The organism is Hasllibacter sp. MH4015 (assembly GCF_020177575.1).
Taxonomy (GTDB): Bacteria; Pseudomonadota; Alphaproteobacteria; order Rhodobacterales; family Rhodobacteraceae; genus Gymnodinialimonas.
Genome location: NZ_JAHTBK010000001.1, coordinates 978,092 through 998,627, shown reverse-complemented (window position 1 = coordinate 998,627; position 20,536 = coordinate 978,092). Strand labels below are relative to the sequence as shown.

Genomic DNA, 20,536 nt, shown 5'->3' with positions numbered 1-20,536 from the left:
CGGACGAGCAGAGATTTGATGATGATCGGACAAAGCGTGGCCAATGGGGCGGCGCGGTCCCTGAACCCCGAGGTTGTGACATGGCTGTCCCCCAGAATCGCGTGACCCGTTCCAAGCGCAATATGCGCCGCGCCCACGATGCGCTGGACGGCGCAAACCCCAACGAATGCCCGTCCTGTGGCGAGCTGAAGCGCCCGCACCACGTGTGCCCGTCCTGCGGCACCTACAACGAACGTGAAGTGATCGCCCTGGCCGACGAAATCGACCTCGACGAAGACGCGGCATAATCTGCCGCCTGACCTGAGGCGGGCCCGGTTACATGAGCGATGACACAGCGTTAACGGCAGAAGCGGTGGACGGCACCGTGTTGTCCGTGGACGCGATGGGGGGCGATCTGGGCCCCTCTGCGGTCGTTGCAGGATTGGCCAAGGCCGCCTCCAAGAACCCCGATCTGCGCTATATCGTTCACGGGGATCAGGCCGAATTGGAGTGCCTGATCGCCAAGCGGCGCGAACTTGCCGGAAAATGTGAAATCCGCCACGCCGAGTCCGTGGTGACGATGGACGCCAAGCCGAGCCACGTGATGCGCAACGGCAAGGACACGTCCATGTGGTCGACCATCGAAGCCGTGCGCGCGGGCGACGCCTCCGTCGCGGTTTCGTGTGGCAATACCGGCGCGTTAATGGCGATATCTATGATCCGCCTGCGCAAGCTGGAAGGCGTGAACCGCCCCGCCATCGCTTGCCTCTGGCCATCCCGCAATCCGTCGGGCTTCAACGTGATGCTGGACGTGGGCGCCGATATCCGTGCCGATGCCGAGGATTTGTTGCAATACGCCTTGATGGGGGCAAGCTACGCCCGCAACGGCATGGATTTGCCGCGCCCCCGGATCGGCCTGCTGAACGTGGGCACGGAAGAACACAAGGGCCGGGCGGAGTTGAAAGTGGCTTCCGAGCTGATCGAGCGGGCCGCGGACGCTGCCGATTTCGATTATGTGGGCTTTGTCGAAGGTTCCGACCTTCCGTCGGACCGTGTTGACGTGATCGTCACGGACGGATTTACCGGCAACGTAGCCCTCAAGACCGGCGAAGGCACGGCCAAGCTGATACGCGAATTGCTTGAACAGGCGTTCAAGAAGACCCCGTTTTCGCGCATTGCCGCCCTTCTGGCCTACACATCCCTGCGTCGCCTCGGGAAACGTATCGACCCACGCCGCGTCAATGGAGGGGTGTTCCTGGGTCTGAACGGGACGGTCGTGAAATCCCACGGCTCCGCCGACCCCACGGGCGTTGCGGCCGCAATCAAGCTCGCCGCGCAATTGGGGCAATCGGGCTTCTCACGGCGTCTGGCTGCACGCATCGCCCAGGCCGAAGTCGCGGCAGCGAGCGTGATCCAGCAAGAGGACCTGCCAAAATGACGATCCGTGCAGTCCCGGTTGGAATCGGCCATTACCTCCCGCAACGTGTTGTTCCGAACGCGGAATTTGAAGCGATGGAGGGGCTCGATACGTCGGATGCGTGGATCCGCGCGCGGTCCGGGATCGAGCGTCGTCATTTCGCCGCCGAGGGGGAGACGACGAGCCAAATGGCCATCGCCGCCGCACGAAATGCATTGGCCATGGCAGGCCTTGCGCCCGATGACATCGATGCGGTCGTCGTGGCAACCTCGACACCGGACCTGACATTCCCGTCGGTGGCAACGATGGTGCAATCAGGCCTTGGCATGACGCAGGGCTTTGCGTTCGACGTACAAGCTGTCTGCGCGGGATTCGTCTATGCGCTGTCGAATGCCAATGCTCTGATCGTCTCCGGACAGGCCCGCCGTGTGCTTATCATCGGGGCGGAAACGTTCAGTCGCATCATGGATTGGACCGACCGCACGACCTGTGTGCTCTTCGGTGACGGCGCCGGCGCGCTGATCCTTGAAGCGCAGGAGGGCGCGGGCACATCCGACGACCGCGGCATCCTGTCCACCGACCTGCATTCCGACGGCACACACCGCGACCTGCTCTACGTGGACGGCGGCGTTTCCGCTACCCAATCGACCGGCGTTCTGAAAATGCAGGGCAAGGAAGTTTTCCGCCATGCCGTTGAGAAACTTGCGAAAACCGCCGAGATCGCGTTGGATAAGGCCGGCGTCGGCGTCGCGGATGTCGACTGGGTCGTACCGCATCAGGCCAATATCCGCATCATCACCGGCACCGTGAAAAAGTTCGGCCTGCCGATGGAGAAGGTCATCGTCACGGTGCAGGACCACGGCAATACCTCCGCTGCTTCCATCCCGCTCGCCATGTCGGTCGGTGTACAGGATGGCCGTATCCAGCCCGGACATCTGCTGGTGACCGAGGCGATTGGCGGTGGCTTGGCCTGGGGTGCGGTGATCCTCCGCTGGTAGGCGTTGAAGTGCCGGACGAACGCGAACGGGCAACGCACTGGATTGACTAATAAATCCGCATGTCTCAATCTGCCACGCAAAGATGGGGGACATATATTATGGCGGCAAAGACCTTGACGCGCATGGACCTGAGCGAAGCGGTGTTTCGTGAGGTGGGTCTGTCACGCAATGAATCCGCGCAGCTGGTCGAGCGTGTGCTGGAATTGATGTCGGATGGTCTGGTGGAGGGCGAGCAGGTCAAGATCTCGTCTTTCGGCACGTTTTCGGTCCGCTCCAAGACGGCCCGCGTGGGTCGCAATCCCAAGACCGGCGAGGAAGTTCCGATCAGCCCGCGCCGCGTGCTGACCTTCCGCCCGTCGCACCTGATGAAAGACCGCGTTGCGGCGGGCAACAAAAGCTGAAGACACGATATGCGGAACCGCCCCAAGCAAGAGGGTGATCCGCAGGCAGAGGCATCCACGGCGGCACGGGACGGAAATATCCCGCTCGGACCGCCAAAGGCGATAGGCGGGGAGACCCGCCGGAATTGGCCGATGGCGGGCCACACCCATCCCCGCCGAGCAGAGGACAGGAGCCATGGCGAAATCCGCACAAGCCTTCCGCACGATCCGCGAGGTCGCCGATTGGCTCGGCGTCGCCGCCCATGTCCTGAGGTTCTGGGAATCGAAGTTTTCGCAGATCAAACCGGTCAAGCGCGCCGGCGGTCGACGCTATTATCGCCCCGATGACATGGCGCTGGTGGGCGGCATCAAGGTCCTCCTCCATGACCGCGGCATGACGATTCGCGGCGTGCAGAAGATGATCTCCGACGAGGGCATCGCGGCGGTGACCGCCCTGTCGCCGCCGGTCGATACCATGGCTGATACTGCCGATGTAGTCGACCTTCCGGCTTCCGATGCCTGGGATGCGGACGCGGAGGCCGAAGCCAAAATCGATTCCTCCGAAGATGCGAAATCGAACGCGAGCGACGAGGAGGCGGCCACCTCCAAGGCCCCTGAGCCAGACGTGGACACTGAGCCTGAGCCTGAGCCTGAGCCTGAGCCTGAGCCTGAGCCTGAGCCTGAGCCTGAGCCTGAGCCTGAGCCTGAGCCTGAGCCTGAGCCTGAGATTGCTGCGTCACCCGAAGATGCGCCGCAACCCCAGACCGGTGCGGAACCGCAAGCCGCGACACCTTCGCCGTCCCCCCTGCCCGCTGCCGACCCGGCCGAGGGGCGCCTCGACACGCTTGCAGCCATCTCTCTGCTCCCGCCGCAGACGCGCGCGCTGCACCGCTCGCAAATCGCTGACCTTTCCCGCCTGCAATCGCGGATGGCCGCACCCCCACCCACCCGTTGAGCTTCGCCGCGAACCGCCCTTGCGCCGCCCCCAGAAATGGGTAGAAGGGCAGCAAGTCGGGCTATGGCGCAGCCTGGTAGCGCGTCCGTCTGGGGGACGGAAGGTCGCAGGTTCGAGTCCTGCTAGCCCGACCATTTCACCGCACTACCCCTTCCACCGCCATCCGGGTGCCTTGCCTCGGGGGCGCGTTTCGGCTTTGGTCTGCGCCGAACGGGATGGCGGGGCAAGGATCACCAAGACATGAGCGACAAGACCGAAGGCGTCCTGCCCGACCACGCGATCACCGCCATGATCGAGGACGGTGCCGTCGCCGCATCCCACACAATGCCCGAGGGGCAGATCCAGCCCGCCAGCCTCGATCTTCGGCTGGGGTCGCGCGCCTACCGTGTGCGCGCCTCTTTCCTTGCCGGACCGACCCGTGCCATAGCCGACCGCTTGCCGGATTTCACGATGCACGAGATGGATTTGAGCCAGGGCGCGGTGCTGGAAAAGGGCTGCGTTTATCTCGTGCCGCTGATGGAAGAACTCGCGCTTCCGGGCGACGTCACCGCCGTTTGCAACGCAAAGAGCTCCACGGGCCGTGTCGATTGCCTGACCCGCGTGATCGCCGATGGCGGCGTGGAATTCGACCGGATCCCGGCGGGCTACCACGGCCCGCTCTACGCCGAAATCTGTCCCCGCTCTTTTTCGGTGAAGGTGGAGCCGGGTTTGCGCCTGAACCAAATCCGCTTCCGCCGCGGCCAGGCGGTGCTGAGCGACGCCGATCTTCGCGCGCGCCACACGGAGACCCCGCTTGTGGACGGCACGCCGCTCATCGACGAGGGGCTCGGATTTTCCGTTGACCTCTCACCTGCCGACAAGACCCTGGTGGGCTACCGGGCCAAACCCCATACCGGCGTCATCGACCTGACCCGGATTGGTACACACGAGATCGCGGATTTCTGGGAGGAGCTGCACACGGATCAAGGCCGCATCATCCTTGATCCCGGTGCCTTCTACATTCTCGTCAGCCGCGAAGCCGTGACCATTCCGCCCGATTGCGCCGCCGAAATGGCCCCTTATCTGGCCATGGTCGGCGAATTCCGGGTGCATTACGCGGGCTTTTTCGACCCCGGCTTCGGCCATGGCGTGCCCGCGCGCGGCGTGCTGGAGGTTCGCTGCCACGAAAGCCCGTTCGTGCTCGAACACGGGCAGACCGTGGGTCGCCTCGTCTACGAACGCATGGCCGCCGCACCCTCACAGCTCTACGGGGTGGACATCGCGTCGAATTACCAGGGCCAGGGCCTGAAACTTTCCAAGCATTTCAGAACTTGAGCCGACGATTACGGCGCCTGTCTTCCATGTGCTCCAAATATCCCGGGGTCCGGGGCCGCGCCCCGGAACGGGCCATGGGCCCGTATGGCTGCGTGCCAACGCAATCGCAAACGCGTGTGGGCCCCGACCACCCATTCAGGTTGGGTGCGCGACCTCTCCCAACCCGGCCCGCTGCTCCTCCGTCAACGCATCGAGTGCCACAACATAAGTATGGATGGAGAACACGACCGCCCGGCTGTCTTTCAATCGCATGATCGTCTGCCGCTCGGATCGGAGGAAACCGCCGCCGTCCCGATCCATCCGCGGATCCGCTTGTCTTCGCGGCTGGAAAAGCCGCGGGTCACGATAAATCAGCGCATTCTGCCGCCAAAGGGCGGTATCGACCCGCAGATGGTCGAACAATCGCTGCACCCGCCCCGCCATTCTTGCGTCATAGGGCGAGACCGGATCGTGGATCGTCGTGAGTGGTCGCCCGATCTTTTCGTGCAGGGACCACGAGGCGGGAAAACACAGGATCGCCGCCGTCAACACATGCTCCCGCGCGCCTGCGGGCTTCTCCAACAGGCAAAGATCCTGCTGCACCAACCGCGCCAAAGTACCAAGCGGATCTGTCGGCTCCAACGTCACTTCGACCCCGTCCGGACGTCGGCAGGATGTGTCGGCCCACGTGTATCCCGCGTCCTGGCGAAGGTGGGCCAGAACGCGCTCGTAGAGCTCCGCGGTGCCTTTATCGGAGCCCGGCACGTCCGCAATCACCTCCCCCGGCCGGGTCCGTACAAGACGATCCCGCAACGCCATCTGTGCCGCGAAGGCCTCGTCCCGCTGCAGCCAATCCTCGCCCTCCGCCAGCGGCTGCATACCCGGCAAGCGCCGCGTGGCCTCCGCCATCCAAGGGGCTGTGGGCAGTTGATCTTGCAGGATTTGGTCCATTTCCGACGCATCCCATGCCGCAATCCGGCGCGATTGCGCCCGTTTCCCTGCGCCACGCTGAATTGGCAAGGGAGATGAGTATGAACCAAGCCTATCGCCGCAACGTCCGCAAGATCGACCCCGCCCACGGCCTGAACCTGCCCGACGGAACGCTCAACGACAATGACCGTATCGAGATCGGGCCGACGCCACTGGCCTACGCCGAATGGGACGCGGCGGGCCTGACATTGCCCAACCTGCAAGGCTTGCGGCAATTCCGGCTCGACCGGCTCGTGGGGCAGCTGGCCGCAACCGAGACCGGCGGCGTGTTGATGTTCGACCCGCTCAATATTCGCTACGCCACGGACACCACGAACATGCAGTTGTGGAACACCCACAATCCTTTCCGTGCCTGCCTGGTCTGCGCTGACGGTTACATGGTTCTCTGGGAATACAAGAACTCGCCGTTTCTTGCCGATCATAACCCCTTGGTCCGCGAAGTCCGCTCTGGCGCTTCGATGTTCTATTTCTCCACCGGCGATCGCGGCGACGTGGCGGCGGAGGAGTTCAGCGGGCAGGTGGCCGAGGTCATGGCCGCCCATGCGGGCGGCAACTCACGCCTTGCCGTCGACAAGATCATGCTCCATGGCGCCCGCGCATTGGAAGCGCGCGGCTTCGACCTCCGCGATGGGGAATTCATCACCGAACATGCCCGCAAGATTAAAGGCCCCGATGAGATTCTCGCCATGCGCTGCGCCGTGCATGCGTGCGAGGCATCCCTCAAGGCCATGGAAGACGCCATCGTGCCCGGCCGGACAGAGGATGAGGTCTGGGCGGTCCTGCATTCCGAAAACATCAAGCGTGGCGGTGAATGGATCGAGACACGGCTCTTTTCTTCAGGGCCCCGCACCAATCCTTGGTTCCAGGAATGCGGCCCACGCACCTTGCAAGCCAACGAGATCAGCGCCCTCGATACCGACCTGATCGGCTGCTACGGCCTGTGCGTCGACATCTCACGGACCTGGTGGACCGGCCCCGAGAAACCTCGCCCCGACATGATCGAGGCGATGAAACACGGGGTGGAGCATATCACGGTCAACATGGATCGCCTGAAACCGGGCCGCTCCATCAACGACCTGGTCCACAATGGCCACAAACTGGCCGACAAGTACTGGCAACGGAAATATTCCTGCCAGATGCACGGCGTGGGCCTTTGCGATGAATGGCCCCATGTGGGTTACCCCGATCACCACCACGACAGCGCCTTCGATTACGAGTTGGAACCGGGCATGATGCTGTGCGTCGAAGCCCTGATCGGCGAAGAGGGCGGTGATTTCTGCATCAAGCTGGAAGATCAGGTGCTGATCACCGAGGACGGGTACGAGAACCTGACGACCTATCCGTTTGATGCCGCCCTGATGGGGAATGCGTAGGCGCAGGCCGACGAACCACTGCCGCACGGGCGCACCGCCACCCTCCATCTGCGCACGGGGGCGGCGCTCAATCGGTCACGACCTGAGCACGCGACTGCACGCGCGCGTGAAGACATTGTCACATGACTTGCGGCAGGCGGTCCTTCGCCCACATGGTCGTACCAGTTAAAGGGACACCGACCATGCCAACCGAACGCTTCACCTTCCCCGGCCATTCCGGAGAGCCTCTTGCCGCCCGCCTGGACCTGCCGGACGGTCCGCACCTCGCCACGGCGCTGATCGCCCATTGCTTCACCTGCGGCAAGGATATCGCGGCCTCCCGCCGGATCGCGGCGCGGCTGGCGGCGCAGGGTATTGCCGTCTTGCGATTCGACTTCACCGGGCTCGGCCATTCCAAGGGTGAGTTCGAGAACACGTCCTTCACCTCCAATGTCGGCGATCTGATCGCCGCCGCCGACGCATTGGCCGCCCGGGACATGGCGCCGTCGCTCATTATCGGGCATTCGCTTGGTGGCGCGGCTGTTCTGCGCGCGGCTGGCCGGATCGCGTCTACGAAAGCCGTCGTGACCATCGGCGCGCCGTTCGACCCCGAGCATGTCACCCACAATTTCAACGACGCGCTAGATGCCATCGTCAATGAAGGCGCGGGCGACGTGATCCTGGGCGGTCGTCCGATCCGCATCGGGGCCGGGTTCGTGGAGGATGTGAAAGCCTCCAAGCTCGCGCCGGACATCGCGGCCCTAGGCAGTGCGCTTCTGGTTCTGCACGCGCCCCGCGACGCGGTTGTGGGGATCGAGAATGCGACCCGCATCTTCCTTGCCGCGAAACACCCCAAGAGCTTCGTCACCCTCGACGACGCCGACCATTTGGTGAGCCGGGCAGAGGATGCGGAATACGCCGCTGATGTGATCGCATCATGGGCCGGCAAATACCTCGACCTCAAACCCCCTGCCCCACCAATCGGCGCGCCCGAGGGCGTCACCCGCGTGGATGAGGTTGACCCGGCTGGCTTCCGGCAAGATGTCCATGCCGGGCCGAAGCACCATGTCGTGGCCGATGAGCCCGAAAGCTATGGCGGCACCGATCAGGGCCTGACGCCGTACCAATTCCTCGCCGCCGGTCTCGGCGCCTGCACCTCGATGACCATTCGCATGTATGCGCGCCGCAAGAAATGGCCGCTCGATCATGTCAGCGTCGATGTCACCCACAACCGCGTCCACGCACAGGATGCGGGCGTCGATATCGGCCCGCTCGATCAATTCACGCGGAAGATCACACTCAAGGGCGCGCTGGACGACGAACAGCGCGAGCGTCTGTTGGAGATTGCCGATAAATGCCCCGTCCACCGTTCGCTGGAAGCGGGCGCGCATATCAAGACGGAACTGAAGCCAATGGCAGAAGCGGCGTTGATTTGATCTCTTCCATGCTCAGAAGGGCCGTGACGTTGTAGATCCGCACTTCCGAGATCAGCGCCTGGTAGAATTCGTCATAGGCCCGCGCGTTGGCCACGCGCACTTTCAGGATGTAATCAATGTCGCCCGCCAGCCGGTGCGCCTCCATCACCTCCGCACGTTCCCGTAGCGTGCGGAGGAACTTGTTCTGCCACTCCGCCTCATGCTCGGACGTGCGGATAAGCACGAAAAAACAAGCCTCTAACCCCAAGGCCTCCGCGTCCAGCATAACCGTCTGCTGGCCAATGATGCCCGCCTCCCGCATCTTCCGAATCCGCGTCCAGACGGGCGTCTTGGATGACCCCACGATCTTGGCAATCTCGTCCAGGGATCGGCTTGCATCCTCCTGCAAGGCCACGAGGATTTTCCGGTCCAGCGCGTCGATTTGAACGGTCATTCGGGTGATCCTTGCATTGGCGAACGTTGGTTCCTGCCTCGGCGCAATACAGAACAGATGTCCCTTTCAGCAAGCCCGATCTGCCAATCCGGGGGAAATAATTCTATCTTGCTGGGAACACACGCTTCAAAGGTTCCGCGCCATGCGACACTTCCCGATCTTTCTCGATCTCCGCGACCGCCGGGTTGTTTTGGCCGGTGGCGGCGATGCGGCGCTGGCCAAACTGCGCTTGATCCTGAAGACCGAGGCGAAGGTCACAGTGTTCGCCGAAGACGCGGCGCCCGAGATCATCGCATGGGATGCTGAGCACAAACTGCGCCTCGTTAAACGTGCTTTCGCGCCCGGCGACGCACTCTGCGCCTCGCTCGCCTATGCCGCGACCGAGGACGACGCGGAAGACGCCCGCATCGCCAGCCTCGCCCGCGCCGACGGCGCGCTCGTCAACATCGTCGACAACCTCGACGGCTCGGCCTTCATCACCCCCGCCATCGTGGACCGTGACCCCGTCACCGTCGCCATCGGCACCGAAGGCGCGGCCCCGGTGCTGGCGCGCAAGATCAAAGCGGACCTTGAGGCCGCACTGCCCCCGTCGCTCGGCATCCTTGCGCGCATCGGCAAAGGGTTCCGGTCCGCCGTCAACGTGCTGCCCAGGGGCCGCAAGCGCCGCGACTTCTGGCAATCCTACTACTTCAAGATCGGCCCCGAAGCCCTTGCAAACGCGGGTGAACCCGGCGTCGAACAGGCGCTTGGCGATCTGCTGGTGGACCACATCAGCGCGGAAGACCGCGCAGGCCATGTCGCCCTTGTGGGCGCAGGCCCCGGCGACCCTGAATTGCTCACGCTCAAAGCCCGCAAGCTGTTGGACGAGGCCGATGTTGTGATCCATGACCGCCTCGTCGCGCCGGAAATCTTAGAACTCGCCCGCCGGGAAGCCACGCTTCTGGACGTCGGTAAGCAAGGCTTCGGCCCGTCCACCCGGCAGGAGGATATCGGGGTGCTGATGGTTGAACATGCCGCGAAAGGTGCGCAGGTCGTGCGCCTCAAATCCGGCGATCCCGGTGTCTATGGGCGTCTGGACGAAGAACTCGACGTGCTCGACGAACACGGCATCGAATGGTCCATCGTCCCGGGCATCACCGCCGCCAATGCCGCCGCCGCGCAGCTTGGACAGAGCTTGACCAAGCGCGGCCGCAACTCCGCCATGCGGTTCCTGACCGGTCACGATGTGAAGGGTTTTGCGGAACACGATTGGCGCAACCTGACGAAGCCCGGCCAGGTCGCCGCGATCTACATGGGCGCGAAGGGTGCGCGGTTCATCCAAGGCCGTATGCTGATGCACGGCGCAGCGCCAGACACGCCCGTCACGGCGGTCGAGAATGCGTCTCGCACCGACGTGCGCATCATCGCCAGCCATCTCTCCACTCTGCCCGCCGATATCGACGCGGCAGACACAACCGGCCCGGTCATCCTGATGCTCGGCCTCTCGCCCCGCCAAGCCGCGACCCAACTCCCTGCCCTGCAAGAGGAATTCGCCTGATGCCCCGTCAATTCACCCCCAAGGTCGTCACCGCAAATGCCCTACTTGAGGGTGACGTCGTCTACCTGACCAAGCATGGCGACTGGACCCGCCGCCATGAAGAAGCCGATTTGATCGAGGACCAAGCGACCGCCGATATCCGCCTGCTGGAAGCCCAAGCGCTCGCCCACGAGGTGGTGGGCCCCTACCTCGCCGATGCAAGAACCGGCCCCAAAGGCCCTGAACCTGTCCATTTTCGCGAGGCGTTTCGCACGCGTGGTCCCTCCAATTACGCGCACGGAAAGCAGGAGGTCTGAGCCATGTACGCCTACACCGATTTCGACCGTGATTTCCTGTCAGAGCGCAACGCCCAATTCCGCGCGCAGGTCGAGCGCCGCATCGACGGCTCGCTGACCGAGTATGAGTTCAAGCCGCTGCGCCTGATGAACGGACTCTATCTTCAGTTGCACGCCTATATGCTGCGCGTTGCCATCCCCTATGGCACTCTGAACGCTGCACAAATGCGGCAATTGGCGAAGATCGCGGATCGTTGGGACAAGGGCTATGGCCACTTCACCACGCGCCAGAACATCCAGTACAACTGGCCCGAATTGCGCGACGTGCCCGACATGCTCGACGCGCTGGGTGAGGTCGGAATGCACGCCATCCAGACCTCCGGCAATACGATCCGCAATGTCACCGCTGACCATTTCGCCGGCGCCGCCGCCGAAGAGGTCGCCGATCCCCGCCCTATCGCCGAATTGATCCGCCAATGGTCGACCGACCATCCGGAATTCCAGTTCCTCGGCCGCAAGTTCAAGATTGCAGTGACAGGCTCCGACCAAGACCGCGCCGTCACGGCTGCCCACGATATCGGCCTGCGGCTGGTGGAGCGTGAGGGCCAGCTTGGCGCGACCGTCCTTGTTGGCGGCGGCCTTGGGCGCACGCCGATGATCGGCAAAATCCTCAACGATTTCGTGGCCTTGCCCGATCTGTTGCCATATCTGGAAGCGACGGTCGCGGTCTACAACCTGCTCGGGCGGCGCGACAACAAATACAAGGCACGTATCAAGATCACGGTCCATGAAAATGGCATCGACGAAATCCGCCGCCGTGTGAACGCCGAATTCGCGACCCGCAAAGCCGCGTTCAATGGCGCCGATATGGACATGCTCAAACGGATCGAGGCGGACTTCGCCGCGCCCACCTTCGCAGCCGGGCAAGGCGCCTTCCCGACCCACTACCAGCACGATCCGGTGTTCCGCAGCTTCGTGGACACCAACACGGTGGCACATCGGCACCCGGATTACACGATTCTGACCGTCTCCACGAAAGCCCATGGCGCGACGCCGGGCGACGCGACGAGCCATCAGATGCGTGTTTTGGCGGACCTTGCCGAGCAATATGCCCACAACGAACTGCGCATTTCCCATGAGCAGAACGTGATCCTGCCGCACCTGCCCAAGCGCCACCTTCGCGCGGTTCATGCGGCCCTGGCCGAGGTTGGTTTGGCGACGGCAAATGTCGGCCTGATCTCGGACATCATCGCCTGCCCCGGCATGGATTACTGCGCGCTGGCCACCGCGCGTTCCATTCCTGTCGCGCAGGAAATTGCCGAACGGTTTGATGCGCTTAAGCTGGAACACGAGGTCGGGCCGCTGAAGATCAAGATCTCAGGCTGCATCAACGCCTGCGGCCATCACCATGTCGGCCATATCGGCATCCTTGGCCTCGACCGGGCGGGGGTGGAAAACTATCAGATCACGTTGGGCGGCGACGGTGGCCCCGATGCCGTGATCGGGGAGCGCGCCGGACCCGGCTTTGCCTATGACGACGTGACCGACGCCATCGAGCGCGTTGTGCGCGCCTACCTCGATCTCCGCACCTCGCCCGCGGAAACCTTCCTCGACACCTATCGCCGATTGGGCGCTGCCCCCTTCAAGGCCGCGCTCTACCCGGAGGAGGCAAAAGCCAATGCCGCTTAAGGAACTCGCCGAACGCCGCTCGCTTCTGCATCGCGAAAGCGACGCGCCCACCCTGCTGCGCCACGCGCTCGATGACATATCCATCGGGCCGGTCGCCATGGTGTCCAGCTTCGGCGCGGACAGCGTAGTCCTGCTGCATATGATCAGCGAGATCGACCGCGCGACGCCGATCCTGTTCATCGACACGGAGATGCTGTTCGAAGCCACGCTCACCTATCAGCGTGAGGTGGCGGAGGCGCTTGGCCTGACCGATGTGCGCGTGATCAAACCCAACCGCGCGGCGCTACTGGAACGAGACGTGGACGGCATCCTGCACCATTTCGACCCCGACGCCTGCTGCAGCTTGCGCAAGACGGAGCCACTGGAACGCGCGCTTGAAGGATTCGGCGGCTGGATCACAGGCCGCAAACGCATCCATGGCGGCGCGCGTCAATCCTTGCCGCTGTTCGAGAAAAGCGACCGGCGGATCAAGATCAATCCGCTCGCGAATTGGACAAGCCCGCAAATCGCCGACTACATCACACAGCACGACCTGCCGCGTCATCCGCTGGTCGCACAGGGCTTCCCCTCCATTGGGTGCCAGCCTTGCACGACCCCAGCCGAGGCTGGTGAAGATCCCCGCGCCGGGCGCTGGCGCGGGCAGCGGAAGACGGAATGCGGTATACATTTCGCCCGTGGCCAAACGCTCCGCGGCGCGGCTTGAAGGAAGGTTGATCCCATGACCAATTCTATTCTCGTGACCGATGCGGGCTTCGCCAACGACGATTGGTCGGGTGAAATTGTGCCGCTCGCCGAAGGGGTTGCGGCCAATGTGCCCGCCGTGGATGTGGCAAGCAGCGATGATATCTCACCCCTGCAAAGCCATCTCGGCGGCCTCGACCTGATCCGTGTCGATTTCCCCAGCTTCGCCGATGGACGCGGCTTCACCCTGGCGCGCCAACTCCGCCAGATGGGCTTCAAAGGCCGTCTGCGCGCGCGCGGCCACGTCCTTGCGGACCAATACGCCATGGCACGCAGATCCGGCTTCGACGAGGTGGAGATCGACGAAGCCCTCGCCGCTCGCCAGCCCGAGGATCAATGGCTGGCACGGTCCGAATGGCGCGCCCACGATTATCAGGCTCGCTTGCGCGCCTGACGCGGGCGGCGAACGCCCTTTCCCTGACCCAGATCAATGCGTATCTATTTGAGGCAGGTGTAAACCGCACCTGACAGATGACATGACCGAGCACAGCACTTTGACCCAGACCGACGCCGCGCCCGTGAAGGCGACCCCGACCCTGCCCGATGCCCAGACCGTCACCGAGGTGAAGCACTACACCGACCGGCTCTTCAGCTTTCGCTGTACGCGGCCTGCCTCCTTGCGGTTCCGTTCGGGCGAATTCGTAATGATCGGCCTGATGGGCGACCCGGATCCCACGACCGGCAAACAGAAACCGCTTCTGCGCGCCTATTCCATCGCTTCGCCATCCTGGGACGAAGAGCTGGAATTCTACTCCATCAAGGTGCCCGACGGGCCACTGACCTCAAGGCTGCAGCATATCCAGCCCGGCGATCAGATCATCCTGCGCCCCAAGCCGGTCGGCACCCTGGTCCACGACGCGCTTTTGCCCGGCAAACGGCTTTGGCTGTTCGCGACCGGCACCGGTTTCGCCCCATTCGCTTCGCTGCTGCGCGAACCGCAAACCTACGAGGATTACGACGAGGTCATTATCACCCACACCTGTCGCGAAGTGGGTGAATTGACCTATGGCCGCGACCTGATCGAAAGCATCCGCACCGATGAACTGCTTGCGGAGCTGATGGGCGAAGGCTTTGCGGACAAATTGCGCTATTACCCCACCACCACGCGGGAAGAGAGCCCGAAGATGGGCCGGATCACGGACCTGATGCGCTCGGGCGAATGCTATGCCGATCTCGGGGTTCCGGCGCTCAGCCCTGAAACGGACCGCGCCATGGTCTGCGGGAACCTCGCCTTCAACCTCGAAATCAAGGAGATGCTGGAAGGCTACGGGCTTGAGGAAGGGGCCAATTCCAAACCGGCGCAATTCGTCGTGGAAAAAGCGTTCCTCGATTAAAGGATCGCATTAACGACGCATCGCAAGGCGCTCTGACAAAAGAAAAACCCCCGCTTGAACAGCGGGGGTTTCCGTTTTCGATGTGTCGGCTGATTTACTCGTCGATGCCAAGTGCCGCGCGGGCCTGCTCCAGCGCCGCGCCCAGAAGGTCGGGATTGTCCCGCGCGCCTTCCAGTGCGGTGGTCACCGCAAGGCGGACCGGGGCGGAGATGTCAGCGTTTTCCACGGCGGTCATGGCTTGGTCGAAGTCGAACCCGTCTTCGGAGAAGACCGAGGCAAGGTTCAGGCCCTCGGCGGCGGCTTCCGTCCCCTCAGCGGCGGCAGCGGCGGCTTCGTCCACGGCTTCCTCAGCGGCGGCTTCGGCGTCCGCGGCAGCCGCGTTCACCTCCTCCTCGGCAGCGGCGGCTGCGTCTTCTGCGGCTGCGGCGGCCTCGGTGGCCTCTTCCTCAACGGCAGCGGCGGCCTCGGCAGCTTCGGCTTCGGCGGCGGCAGCGGCTTCGGCAGCCTCTTCCTCGGCAGCAGCGGCGGCATCTTCTGCGGCGGCGGCGGCCTCAGCGGCCTCTTCCTCGACGGCAGCGGCGGCCTCGGTGGCTTCTTCTTCCGCAGCTGCGGCAGCCTCTGCGGCTTCATCGGTGGCCTCGTCCGCGGCACCGGTCACTTCCTCAACCGCACCCTCGACGGCTTCGGCTGCATCCTCGGCCACACCCTCGGCGGCCTCGACCACATCGTTCACGACTTCGCCTGCGGCCTCGACTGCGCCTTCGACGGCTTCCGTCGCGCCTTCCACCACATCGCCCGCCGCCTCGGCCGCGTCGCCCGCCGCTTCGGTGGCCGCGTCTGCTGCGTCGCCCGCGGCTTCGCCGACCGCTTCAACGGCTTCTTCAACGCTCGGCGCGTCTTCGCGGGTCAGGAAATAGCCCCCGATGCCGAGTGCCGCGAGAATAACGATGATAATAAGAGCTCTGCTCATCTTGGATCCCCCATTGGGTCTTTCGAATTTACCCGGCCCGCTTACCGCGCCGACACGGCTCACGCAATGCTGCAATTGCGAGGACATTCCCCTTGAGCGGGGATTTCGGCCATATCCACCTTGAAGAACACGGGCGGGAGCGATACCTTGTTTGCGTCAACTTCAGGCTACAAAAGGACAAACGCCATAGCCCGCAGACCCCACAACGCGCCGCCGCAACGAGATACCGGCCCGCGCGTAAACGATCGCATTCGCTCCGACCAAGTGCGCCTGATCGGCGCCGAAGGTGAAAATCTGGGTGTCGTCACCCCCGCGCGCGCCATGGACCTGGCCGCAGACGCGGACCTCGACCTGGTTGAGATTTCGCCCAATGCCGACCCGCCCGTGTGCAAGATCATGGATTTCGGCAAATTCAAATACGAGACGCAGAAGCGCGAGGCCGAAGCGCGCAAGAAGCAAAAGACCATCGACATCAAGGAAGTGAAGATGCGTCCCGGCACGGACGATCATGACTTCAACCGAAAGGTGACGGACGCGATCAAGTTCCTCGAAGGTGGCGACAAGGTGAAAGTCACCCTGCGTTTCCGGGGGCGTGAGATGGCACACCAGAACCTTGGCCGGGAAATGCTGGAAAAGGTGGTGGAACGGATCGAGGGCATCGGAAAGATCGAATCCATGCCCAAGATGGAAGGCCGCCAGATGGTGATGATGATCAACCCGACAGCGAAGTAGCCAATCGGCTCGATCACGGTGATGAAGGCGGGTCCCCCGCGGGCGCGCTTTTTTCGTACGGGGAGCCGGTCGCGTCAGGGCAATCGACGCGCCGGGTTGCCAACGACCCGCGCGCCGGGTGGAACATCGCGCGTCACAACCGCGCCCGCCCCGATGATGGCCTGATCGCCCACCGTCACACCGGGCAAGAGGATCGCGCCGCCCCCGATCCAGACATCCGTGCCGATTGACACGGGCAGTGCGCGTTCCACCCCGTCGCGGCGCAGATCCACGTCCCGGTGGTGATCCGCGCAATAGATCTGCACCGCGGGGCCGATCATCGTACCATCCCCGATCGTCACCCGACCGGTATCAAGGATCACGCAATTCGCGTTGATATACACGTTGCGCCCCAAGTGAATGTTGATCCCGTAGGCGCAGTGAAACGGAGCCTCGATCAACGCATTGTCACCGACCGACCCGAAGAGCGACGCAAGCGCCGGAGAGATCGCGGCAAGGGCGCGCGGCGGGGCCGTGCGATGTTCGAAACAGGCCGCGCGCGCCGCATTGCGCAAGGCGCCAAGTTCGGGGTCGAGACAGGAATACCAATCCCCGGCCTCCATCTTCCGCCGCTCCGACATCTCCGACCTCCGAAGAAAAACCGCCCGGGCCCGCATGGCCCCGGCGGTATCATTAACGTCGTTAACCTTTTCAGGCGGCCGCGGCCACGGCCCGTCCGGTCATCACCTTCACTAGATGCGCCCGGTATTCGCCCGTCCCGTGCAGGTCACTGATCATGTCACCCGAGGGCACGTTCAAGCCGTCGACCGCCCCTTTGGAGAAGTCGGACGACAGGGCCGCCTCCGCCTCCGCCCAACGGAACACGCCGTCCGAGCTGGCGCCGGTCACAGCCACCCGTACCCCATCCGCGAACTTCGCCACGAACACGCCCACCAGCGCGAAGCGCGAGGCCGGTTGCACGAATTTCTGGTAATTTGCGGCTTCGGGGATCGGGAAGCGGACTTCCGTGATGATCTCTCCATCTTCAAGGGCCGTATCGAACATGCCCTGGAAGAAATCGTCGGCGGCGATGTCCCGCGCATTGGTCTTGATCGTGGCGCCGGAGGCGAGCGCGGCCGCCGGATAACAGGCGGATGGGTCGTTGTTCGCTAGGCTGCCGCCGATCGTGCCACGGTTGCGCACCGCCGGGTCGCCGATGCGCCCCGCAAGGCTCGCCAGTCCCGGGTAATGGCTGTCTGCCGCGACGACTGCATGGGGTGTCGCGCCGCCGATGCATAATGCGCCGTCATCCCCGATGCAGACCCCCTGCATTTCGGAAATCCCGTTCAGCGACACGAGGGTTTCCATCTGCGCCAGGCGTTGTTTCATGGTGGGGAGCAAAGTCTGCCCCCCACCCAGCGCCTGCGCCTCCTCCTGCGCGAGCGCCGATACCGCATCGGCGATGGTCGTGGGTTTGGTGAATTCGAAATTGTACATCTTGTCCTCCGCGAAGGGGCCTCCCCTTCCATGTGCTCCAAATATCCCGGGGGGTGCGGGGGGCTGGCCCGCCGCTCCTTTCCCCTAGCCCTGCATCGCCGCCCAGACGCGCGCGGGCGTCAGCGGCATGTCGATATGGGTGACATTCGTGTGGCCCGCCCGTTGCAGCGCATCGACCACCGCGTTCACCACCGATGGGGGAGAGCCGATGGCCCCTGCCTCGCCACACCCTTTCACACCAAGCGGGTTGTGGGTGCACGGCGTCTGGCTGGAATGATCCACGGCGAACATTGGCACGTCGTCGGCGCGTGGCATGGTGTAATCCATGTAACTGGCCGAAAGAAGCTGGCCGTTTTCGTCGTAGCTGACGTTTTCCAGAAGCGCCTGACCGATCCCCTGCGCCAAACCGCCATGGACCTGGCCTTCCACGATCATCGGGTTGATGACATTGCCGAAATCATCGGCCGCCGCGAAGGACATGATCTGCACCTTGCCGGTGTCGGGATCGACCTCCACCTCGCAGGCATAGGCACCGGCGGGATAGGTGAAGTTGTTGGGGTCGTAGAAGGCCGTCTCCTCCAACCCCGGCTCGATCTCCTCCAGCGGGTAATTGTGAGGCACGTAGGCGGCAAGGGTCACGTCGCCCCAAGCCACTGACTTGTCGGTGCCCGCCACGGAGAACTGTCCGTCCTTGAGTTCGATATCCCCATCGGCAGCTTCCATCAAGTGCGCCGCGATCTTCTTGGCCTTGGCGATGATCTTCTCGGTTGCCCGCACCATGGCCGAGCCCCCCACCGCGATGGAGCGGGAGCCATAGGTGCCCATGCCCATCGGCGTATTCGCCGTGTCGCCATGGACGATCTCGACCTGATCCTCGGGGATGCCGATCATGTCGGCCACGACCTGCGCGAAGGACGTCTCATGCCCCTGCCCGTGGCTGTGAGAGCCGGTCATGACGACCAGGCCGCCCGTGGCGTTCACACGTACGGTGGCGGACTCATACAAACCAGCCCGCGCGCCAAGCTGGCCCACAAGGGCCGAGGGCGCGATGCCGCAGGCCTCGATGTAGCAGTTCACGCCGAGGCCGCGCAGTTTGCCGTTGGCTTCACTCTCGGCGCGGCGGGCCTCGAACCCATCGCGGTCGATCATCTCCAGCAGCTTCGACATCGTGCCTTCATAGTCACCGGTGTCGTATTCCACGGCCACGGGCGTGGCGTAGGGGAATTCGGTGATGAAGTTCTTCCGTCGCAGCTCGATCGGGTCGACGCCCAATTCGCGCGCCGCCTTGTCGATCACGCGCTCCAACTGGAACGTCGCCTCGGGACGGCCTGCGCCGCGATAGGCGTCTACGGGAACAGTATTGGTGAACACGGCTTTCACGTTCACATAGATGTTGGGGGTCTTGTAGTTCCCTGCCATCAGCGTGCCGTGCAGCCAGGTCGGGATCGAGGGCGCGAAGGTCGACAGATACGCGCCCATATTCGCGTAGGTTTCCGTCCGGATGCCGGTGAAATTATTGTCCGCATCCAACGCCAGTTCGATCTTCGTCACGTGGTCGCGGCCATGGGCGTCGGTGATGAACGCCTCGCTCCGCGACGATGTCCATTTCACCGGGCGGCGGCATTGCTTGGCGGCGAAGGTCACGAACGCTTCTTCGACATAGTGGAAAATCTTGGAGCCGAAGCCCCCGCCCACATCCGGCGCCACAACGCGCAGCTTGTGCTCGGGAATACCAAGGACGAATGCGCCCATGAGGAGGCGGATCACGTGCGGATTCTGACTGGTGGTGTAGAGCGTCGACTCATCCGTACCAGTTGCGTAATCGCCGACCGCCACACGGGGCTCCATCGGGTTGGGGCTGAGCCGGTTGTTGACCAGCTCCAGCGTCGTGACATGGGCCGCATTGGCGAACGCTTCGTCCACCGCGCCCTTGTTTTCCTCGACGAACCCCCAATCGTAGCAGAGGTTCGAGGTCAGATCGTCGTGCACCTTGGTGGCGCCGTCCGCGACAGCGGCCTTCATGTCGATCACCGCCGGAAGCTCTTCGATATCAAGCTCGATGGCCTCCGCCGCGTCGCGGGCCTGGCCGGGGGTCTCGGCCACTACGGCGGCAATCGCATCACCGACATAACGCACCTTGCCTTGGGCAAGGATCGGATGCGCCGGCTCCTGCATCGGCTCGCCGTGCTTGTCTGTCACCTGCCAGCCGCACGGCACACCGCCCACGCCTTCGAAGTCGGCCCCGGTGAAGATACGCACCACACCCGGCATCTCGGCCGCCGCGCTGGTATCGACGCTGTTCAGCCGACCATGGGCGACGTCCGAGCGCAGGAAATGCACATAGGCCTGACCGTGAAGGTTGATGTCATCCGTATAGCGGCCCTGCCCGGTCAGAAACCGCACATCCTCCCGCCGCTTAGAGCTTGCTCCGATGCCATGATCCTTGGGCATGTCGTTCTCCCTTATGCTGTTACCCGCCGCTCACCACCATAGGGAGCAGGTCCGGGCGACAGGGCATCCCAACCCCATCCTTGTTCGTCGAAAACGCG

The 20,536-nt window shown here is 63.7% G+C and carries 21 protein-coding genes and 1 tRNA gene; 16 read left to right on the top strand and 6 right to left on the bottom strand.

The window, feature by feature from the left end:
• Positions 1–80 precede the first annotated feature (80 nt).
• The 7 genes from rpmF (at position 81) to KUW62_RS05290 (ending at position 5,043) form a co-directional block, all read left to right on the top strand.
• Positions 81–287, top strand: a complete 207-nt coding sequence (rpmF, locus tag KUW62_RS05320; protein WP_224814477.1) for a 50S ribosomal protein L32 — start codon at positions 81–83, stop codon at positions 285–287.
• A 32-nt stretch (positions 288–319) separates the two neighbouring features.
• Positions 320–1,417, top strand: coding sequence for a phosphate acyltransferase PlsX (gene plsX, locus KUW62_RS05315; RefSeq protein ID WP_224814476.1), 1,098 nt, complete (start codon positions 320–322; stop codon positions 1,415–1,417).
• On the top strand, positions 1,414–2,394 hold the full coding sequence (locus tag KUW62_RS05310; RefSeq protein WP_224814475.1) for a beta-ketoacyl-ACP synthase III: 981 nt from the start codon (positions 1,414–1,416) through the stop codon (positions 2,392–2,394). The genes plsX and KUW62_RS05310 overlap by 4 nt, the downstream gene beginning before the upstream one ends.
• Positions 2,395–2,492: 98 nt before the next feature.
• Positions 2,493–2,795, top strand: coding sequence for an integration host factor subunit alpha (gene ihfA, locus KUW62_RS05305; protein ID WP_224814474.1), 303 nt, complete (start codon positions 2,493–2,495; stop codon positions 2,793–2,795).
• Positions 2,796–2,970: 175 nt separating this feature from the next.
• A complete protein-coding gene (locus tag KUW62_RS05300; RefSeq protein WP_224814473.1) occupies positions 2,971–3,729 on the top strand; it encodes a MerR family transcriptional regulator in 759 nt (252 codons plus the stop codon).
• Positions 3,730–3,786: 57 nt separating this feature from the next.
• A tRNA-Pro gene (locus tag KUW62_RS05295) sits at positions 3,787–3,863 on the top strand.
• A 106-nt stretch (positions 3,864–3,969) separates the two neighbouring features.
• Positions 3,970–5,043 (top strand): 2'-deoxycytidine 5'-triphosphate deaminase, encoded by a 1,074-nt coding sequence (locus tag KUW62_RS05290; protein ID WP_224814472.1) that lies wholly within the window; start codon positions 3,970–3,972, stop codon positions 5,041–5,043.
• A 135-nt stretch (positions 5,044–5,178) separates the two neighbouring features.
• On the opposite strand, the gene KUW62_RS05285 is transcribed toward KUW62_RS05290, so the two are convergent.
• Complete coding sequence (locus KUW62_RS05285) at positions 5,179–5,973, bottom strand: DUF3445 domain-containing protein (protein WP_224814471.1); 795 nt, start codon at positions 5,971–5,973, stop codon at positions 5,179–5,181.
• Between the two features lie 80 nt (positions 5,974–6,053).
• On the opposite strand from KUW62_RS05285, the gene dddP reads away from it, so the two are divergent.
• Together dddP and KUW62_RS05275 are read left to right on the top strand one after the other, a co-directional pair.
• A complete protein-coding gene (gene dddP, locus KUW62_RS05280) occupies positions 6,054–7,385 on the top strand; it encodes a dimethylsulfonioproprionate lyase DddP (protein WP_224814470.1) in 1,332 nt (443 codons plus the stop codon).
• A gap of 182 nt (positions 7,386–7,567) precedes the next feature.
• Positions 7,568–8,800 (top strand): bifunctional alpha/beta hydrolase/OsmC family protein, encoded by a 1,233-nt coding sequence (locus tag KUW62_RS05275; RefSeq protein ID WP_224814469.1) that lies wholly within the window; start codon positions 7,568–7,570, stop codon positions 8,798–8,800.
• Here KUW62_RS05275 and KUW62_RS05270 read toward each other — a convergent pair.
• The gene (locus KUW62_RS05270; protein WP_224814468.1) at positions 8,757–9,233 is read right to left on the bottom strand and encodes an Lrp/AsnC family transcriptional regulator; all 477 of its coding nucleotides are present in this window, start codon (positions 9,231–9,233) and stop codon (positions 8,757–8,759) included. The two genes, KUW62_RS05275 and KUW62_RS05270, sit on opposite strands and share 44 nt — an antisense overlap.
• A 142-nt stretch (positions 9,234–9,375) precedes the next feature.
• On the opposite strand from KUW62_RS05270, the gene cysG reads away from it, so the two are divergent.
• The 6 genes from cysG (at position 9,376) to KUW62_RS05240 (ending at position 14,809) form a co-directional block, all read left to right on the top strand.
• Entirely contained in the window at positions 9,376–10,770 is a 1,395-nt protein-coding gene (gene cysG / locus KUW62_RS05265) for a siroheme synthase CysG (RefSeq protein ID WP_224814467.1), read from the top strand.
• A complete protein-coding gene (locus KUW62_RS05260; RefSeq protein WP_224814466.1) occupies positions 10,770–11,066 on the top strand; it encodes a DUF2849 domain-containing protein in 297 nt (98 codons plus the stop codon). The genes cysG and KUW62_RS05260 overlap by 1 nt, the downstream gene beginning before the upstream one ends.
• A gap of 3 nt (positions 11,067–11,069) precedes the next feature.
• Positions 11,070–12,734 (top strand): nitrite/sulfite reductase, encoded by a 1,665-nt coding sequence (locus KUW62_RS05255; RefSeq protein ID WP_224814465.1) that lies wholly within the window; start codon positions 11,070–11,072, stop codon positions 12,732–12,734.
• Positions 12,724–13,437, top strand: coding sequence for a phosphoadenylyl-sulfate reductase (locus KUW62_RS05250; protein ID WP_224814464.1), 714 nt, complete (start codon positions 12,724–12,726; stop codon positions 13,435–13,437). The genes KUW62_RS05255 and KUW62_RS05250 overlap by 11 nt, the downstream gene beginning before the upstream one ends.
• A 15-nt stretch (positions 13,438–13,452) precedes the next feature.
• Complete coding sequence (locus KUW62_RS05245) at positions 13,453–13,869, top strand: DUF934 domain-containing protein (RefSeq protein WP_224814463.1); 417 nt, start codon at positions 13,453–13,455, stop codon at positions 13,867–13,869.
• Positions 13,870–13,951: 82 nt separating this feature from the next.
• The gene (locus KUW62_RS05240) at positions 13,952–14,809 is read left to right on the top strand and encodes a ferredoxin--NADP reductase (RefSeq protein WP_224814462.1); all 858 of its coding nucleotides are present in this window, start codon (positions 13,952–13,954) and stop codon (positions 14,807–14,809) included.
• A 94-nt stretch (positions 14,810–14,903) separates the two neighbouring features.
• Here the strand turns inward: KUW62_RS05240 and KUW62_RS05235 are convergent, their stop codons facing one another.
• Complete coding sequence (locus KUW62_RS05235; protein ID WP_224814461.1) at positions 14,904–15,779, bottom strand: translation initiation factor 3; 876 nt, start codon at positions 15,777–15,779, stop codon at positions 14,904–14,906.
• A 186-nt stretch (positions 15,780–15,965) separates the two neighbouring features.
• Between KUW62_RS05235 and infC the strand changes: the two genes are divergently transcribed.
• Positions 15,966–16,511: a translation initiation factor IF-3 gene (gene infC / locus KUW62_RS05230; protein WP_224817038.1), complete on the top strand. Its 546-nt coding sequence runs from the start codon at positions 15,966–15,968 to the stop codon at positions 16,509–16,511.
• A gap of 74 nt (positions 16,512–16,585) precedes the next feature.
• Here infC and KUW62_RS05225 read toward each other — a convergent pair whose 3' ends face one another.
• The 3 genes from KUW62_RS05225 to KUW62_RS05215 all read right to left on the bottom strand — a co-directional run bounded on the left by KUW62_RS05225 (position 16,586) and on the right by KUW62_RS05215 (position 20,438).
• A complete protein-coding gene (locus KUW62_RS05225; RefSeq protein ID WP_224814460.1) occupies positions 16,586–17,131 on the bottom strand; it encodes a sugar O-acetyltransferase in 546 nt (181 codons plus the stop codon).
• 70 nt (positions 17,132–17,201) lie between these two features.
• The gene (locus KUW62_RS05220) at positions 17,202–17,987 is read right to left on the bottom strand and encodes a xanthine dehydrogenase family protein subunit M (protein ID WP_224814459.1); all 786 of its coding nucleotides are present in this window, start codon (positions 17,985–17,987) and stop codon (positions 17,202–17,204) included.
• A gap of 84 nt (positions 17,988–18,071) precedes the next feature.
• Positions 18,072–20,438, bottom strand: coding sequence for a xanthine dehydrogenase family protein molybdopterin-binding subunit (locus tag KUW62_RS05215; protein WP_224814458.1), 2,367 nt, complete (start codon positions 20,436–20,438; stop codon positions 18,072–18,074).
• Between the last annotated feature and the right edge of the window lie 98 nt (positions 20,439–20,536).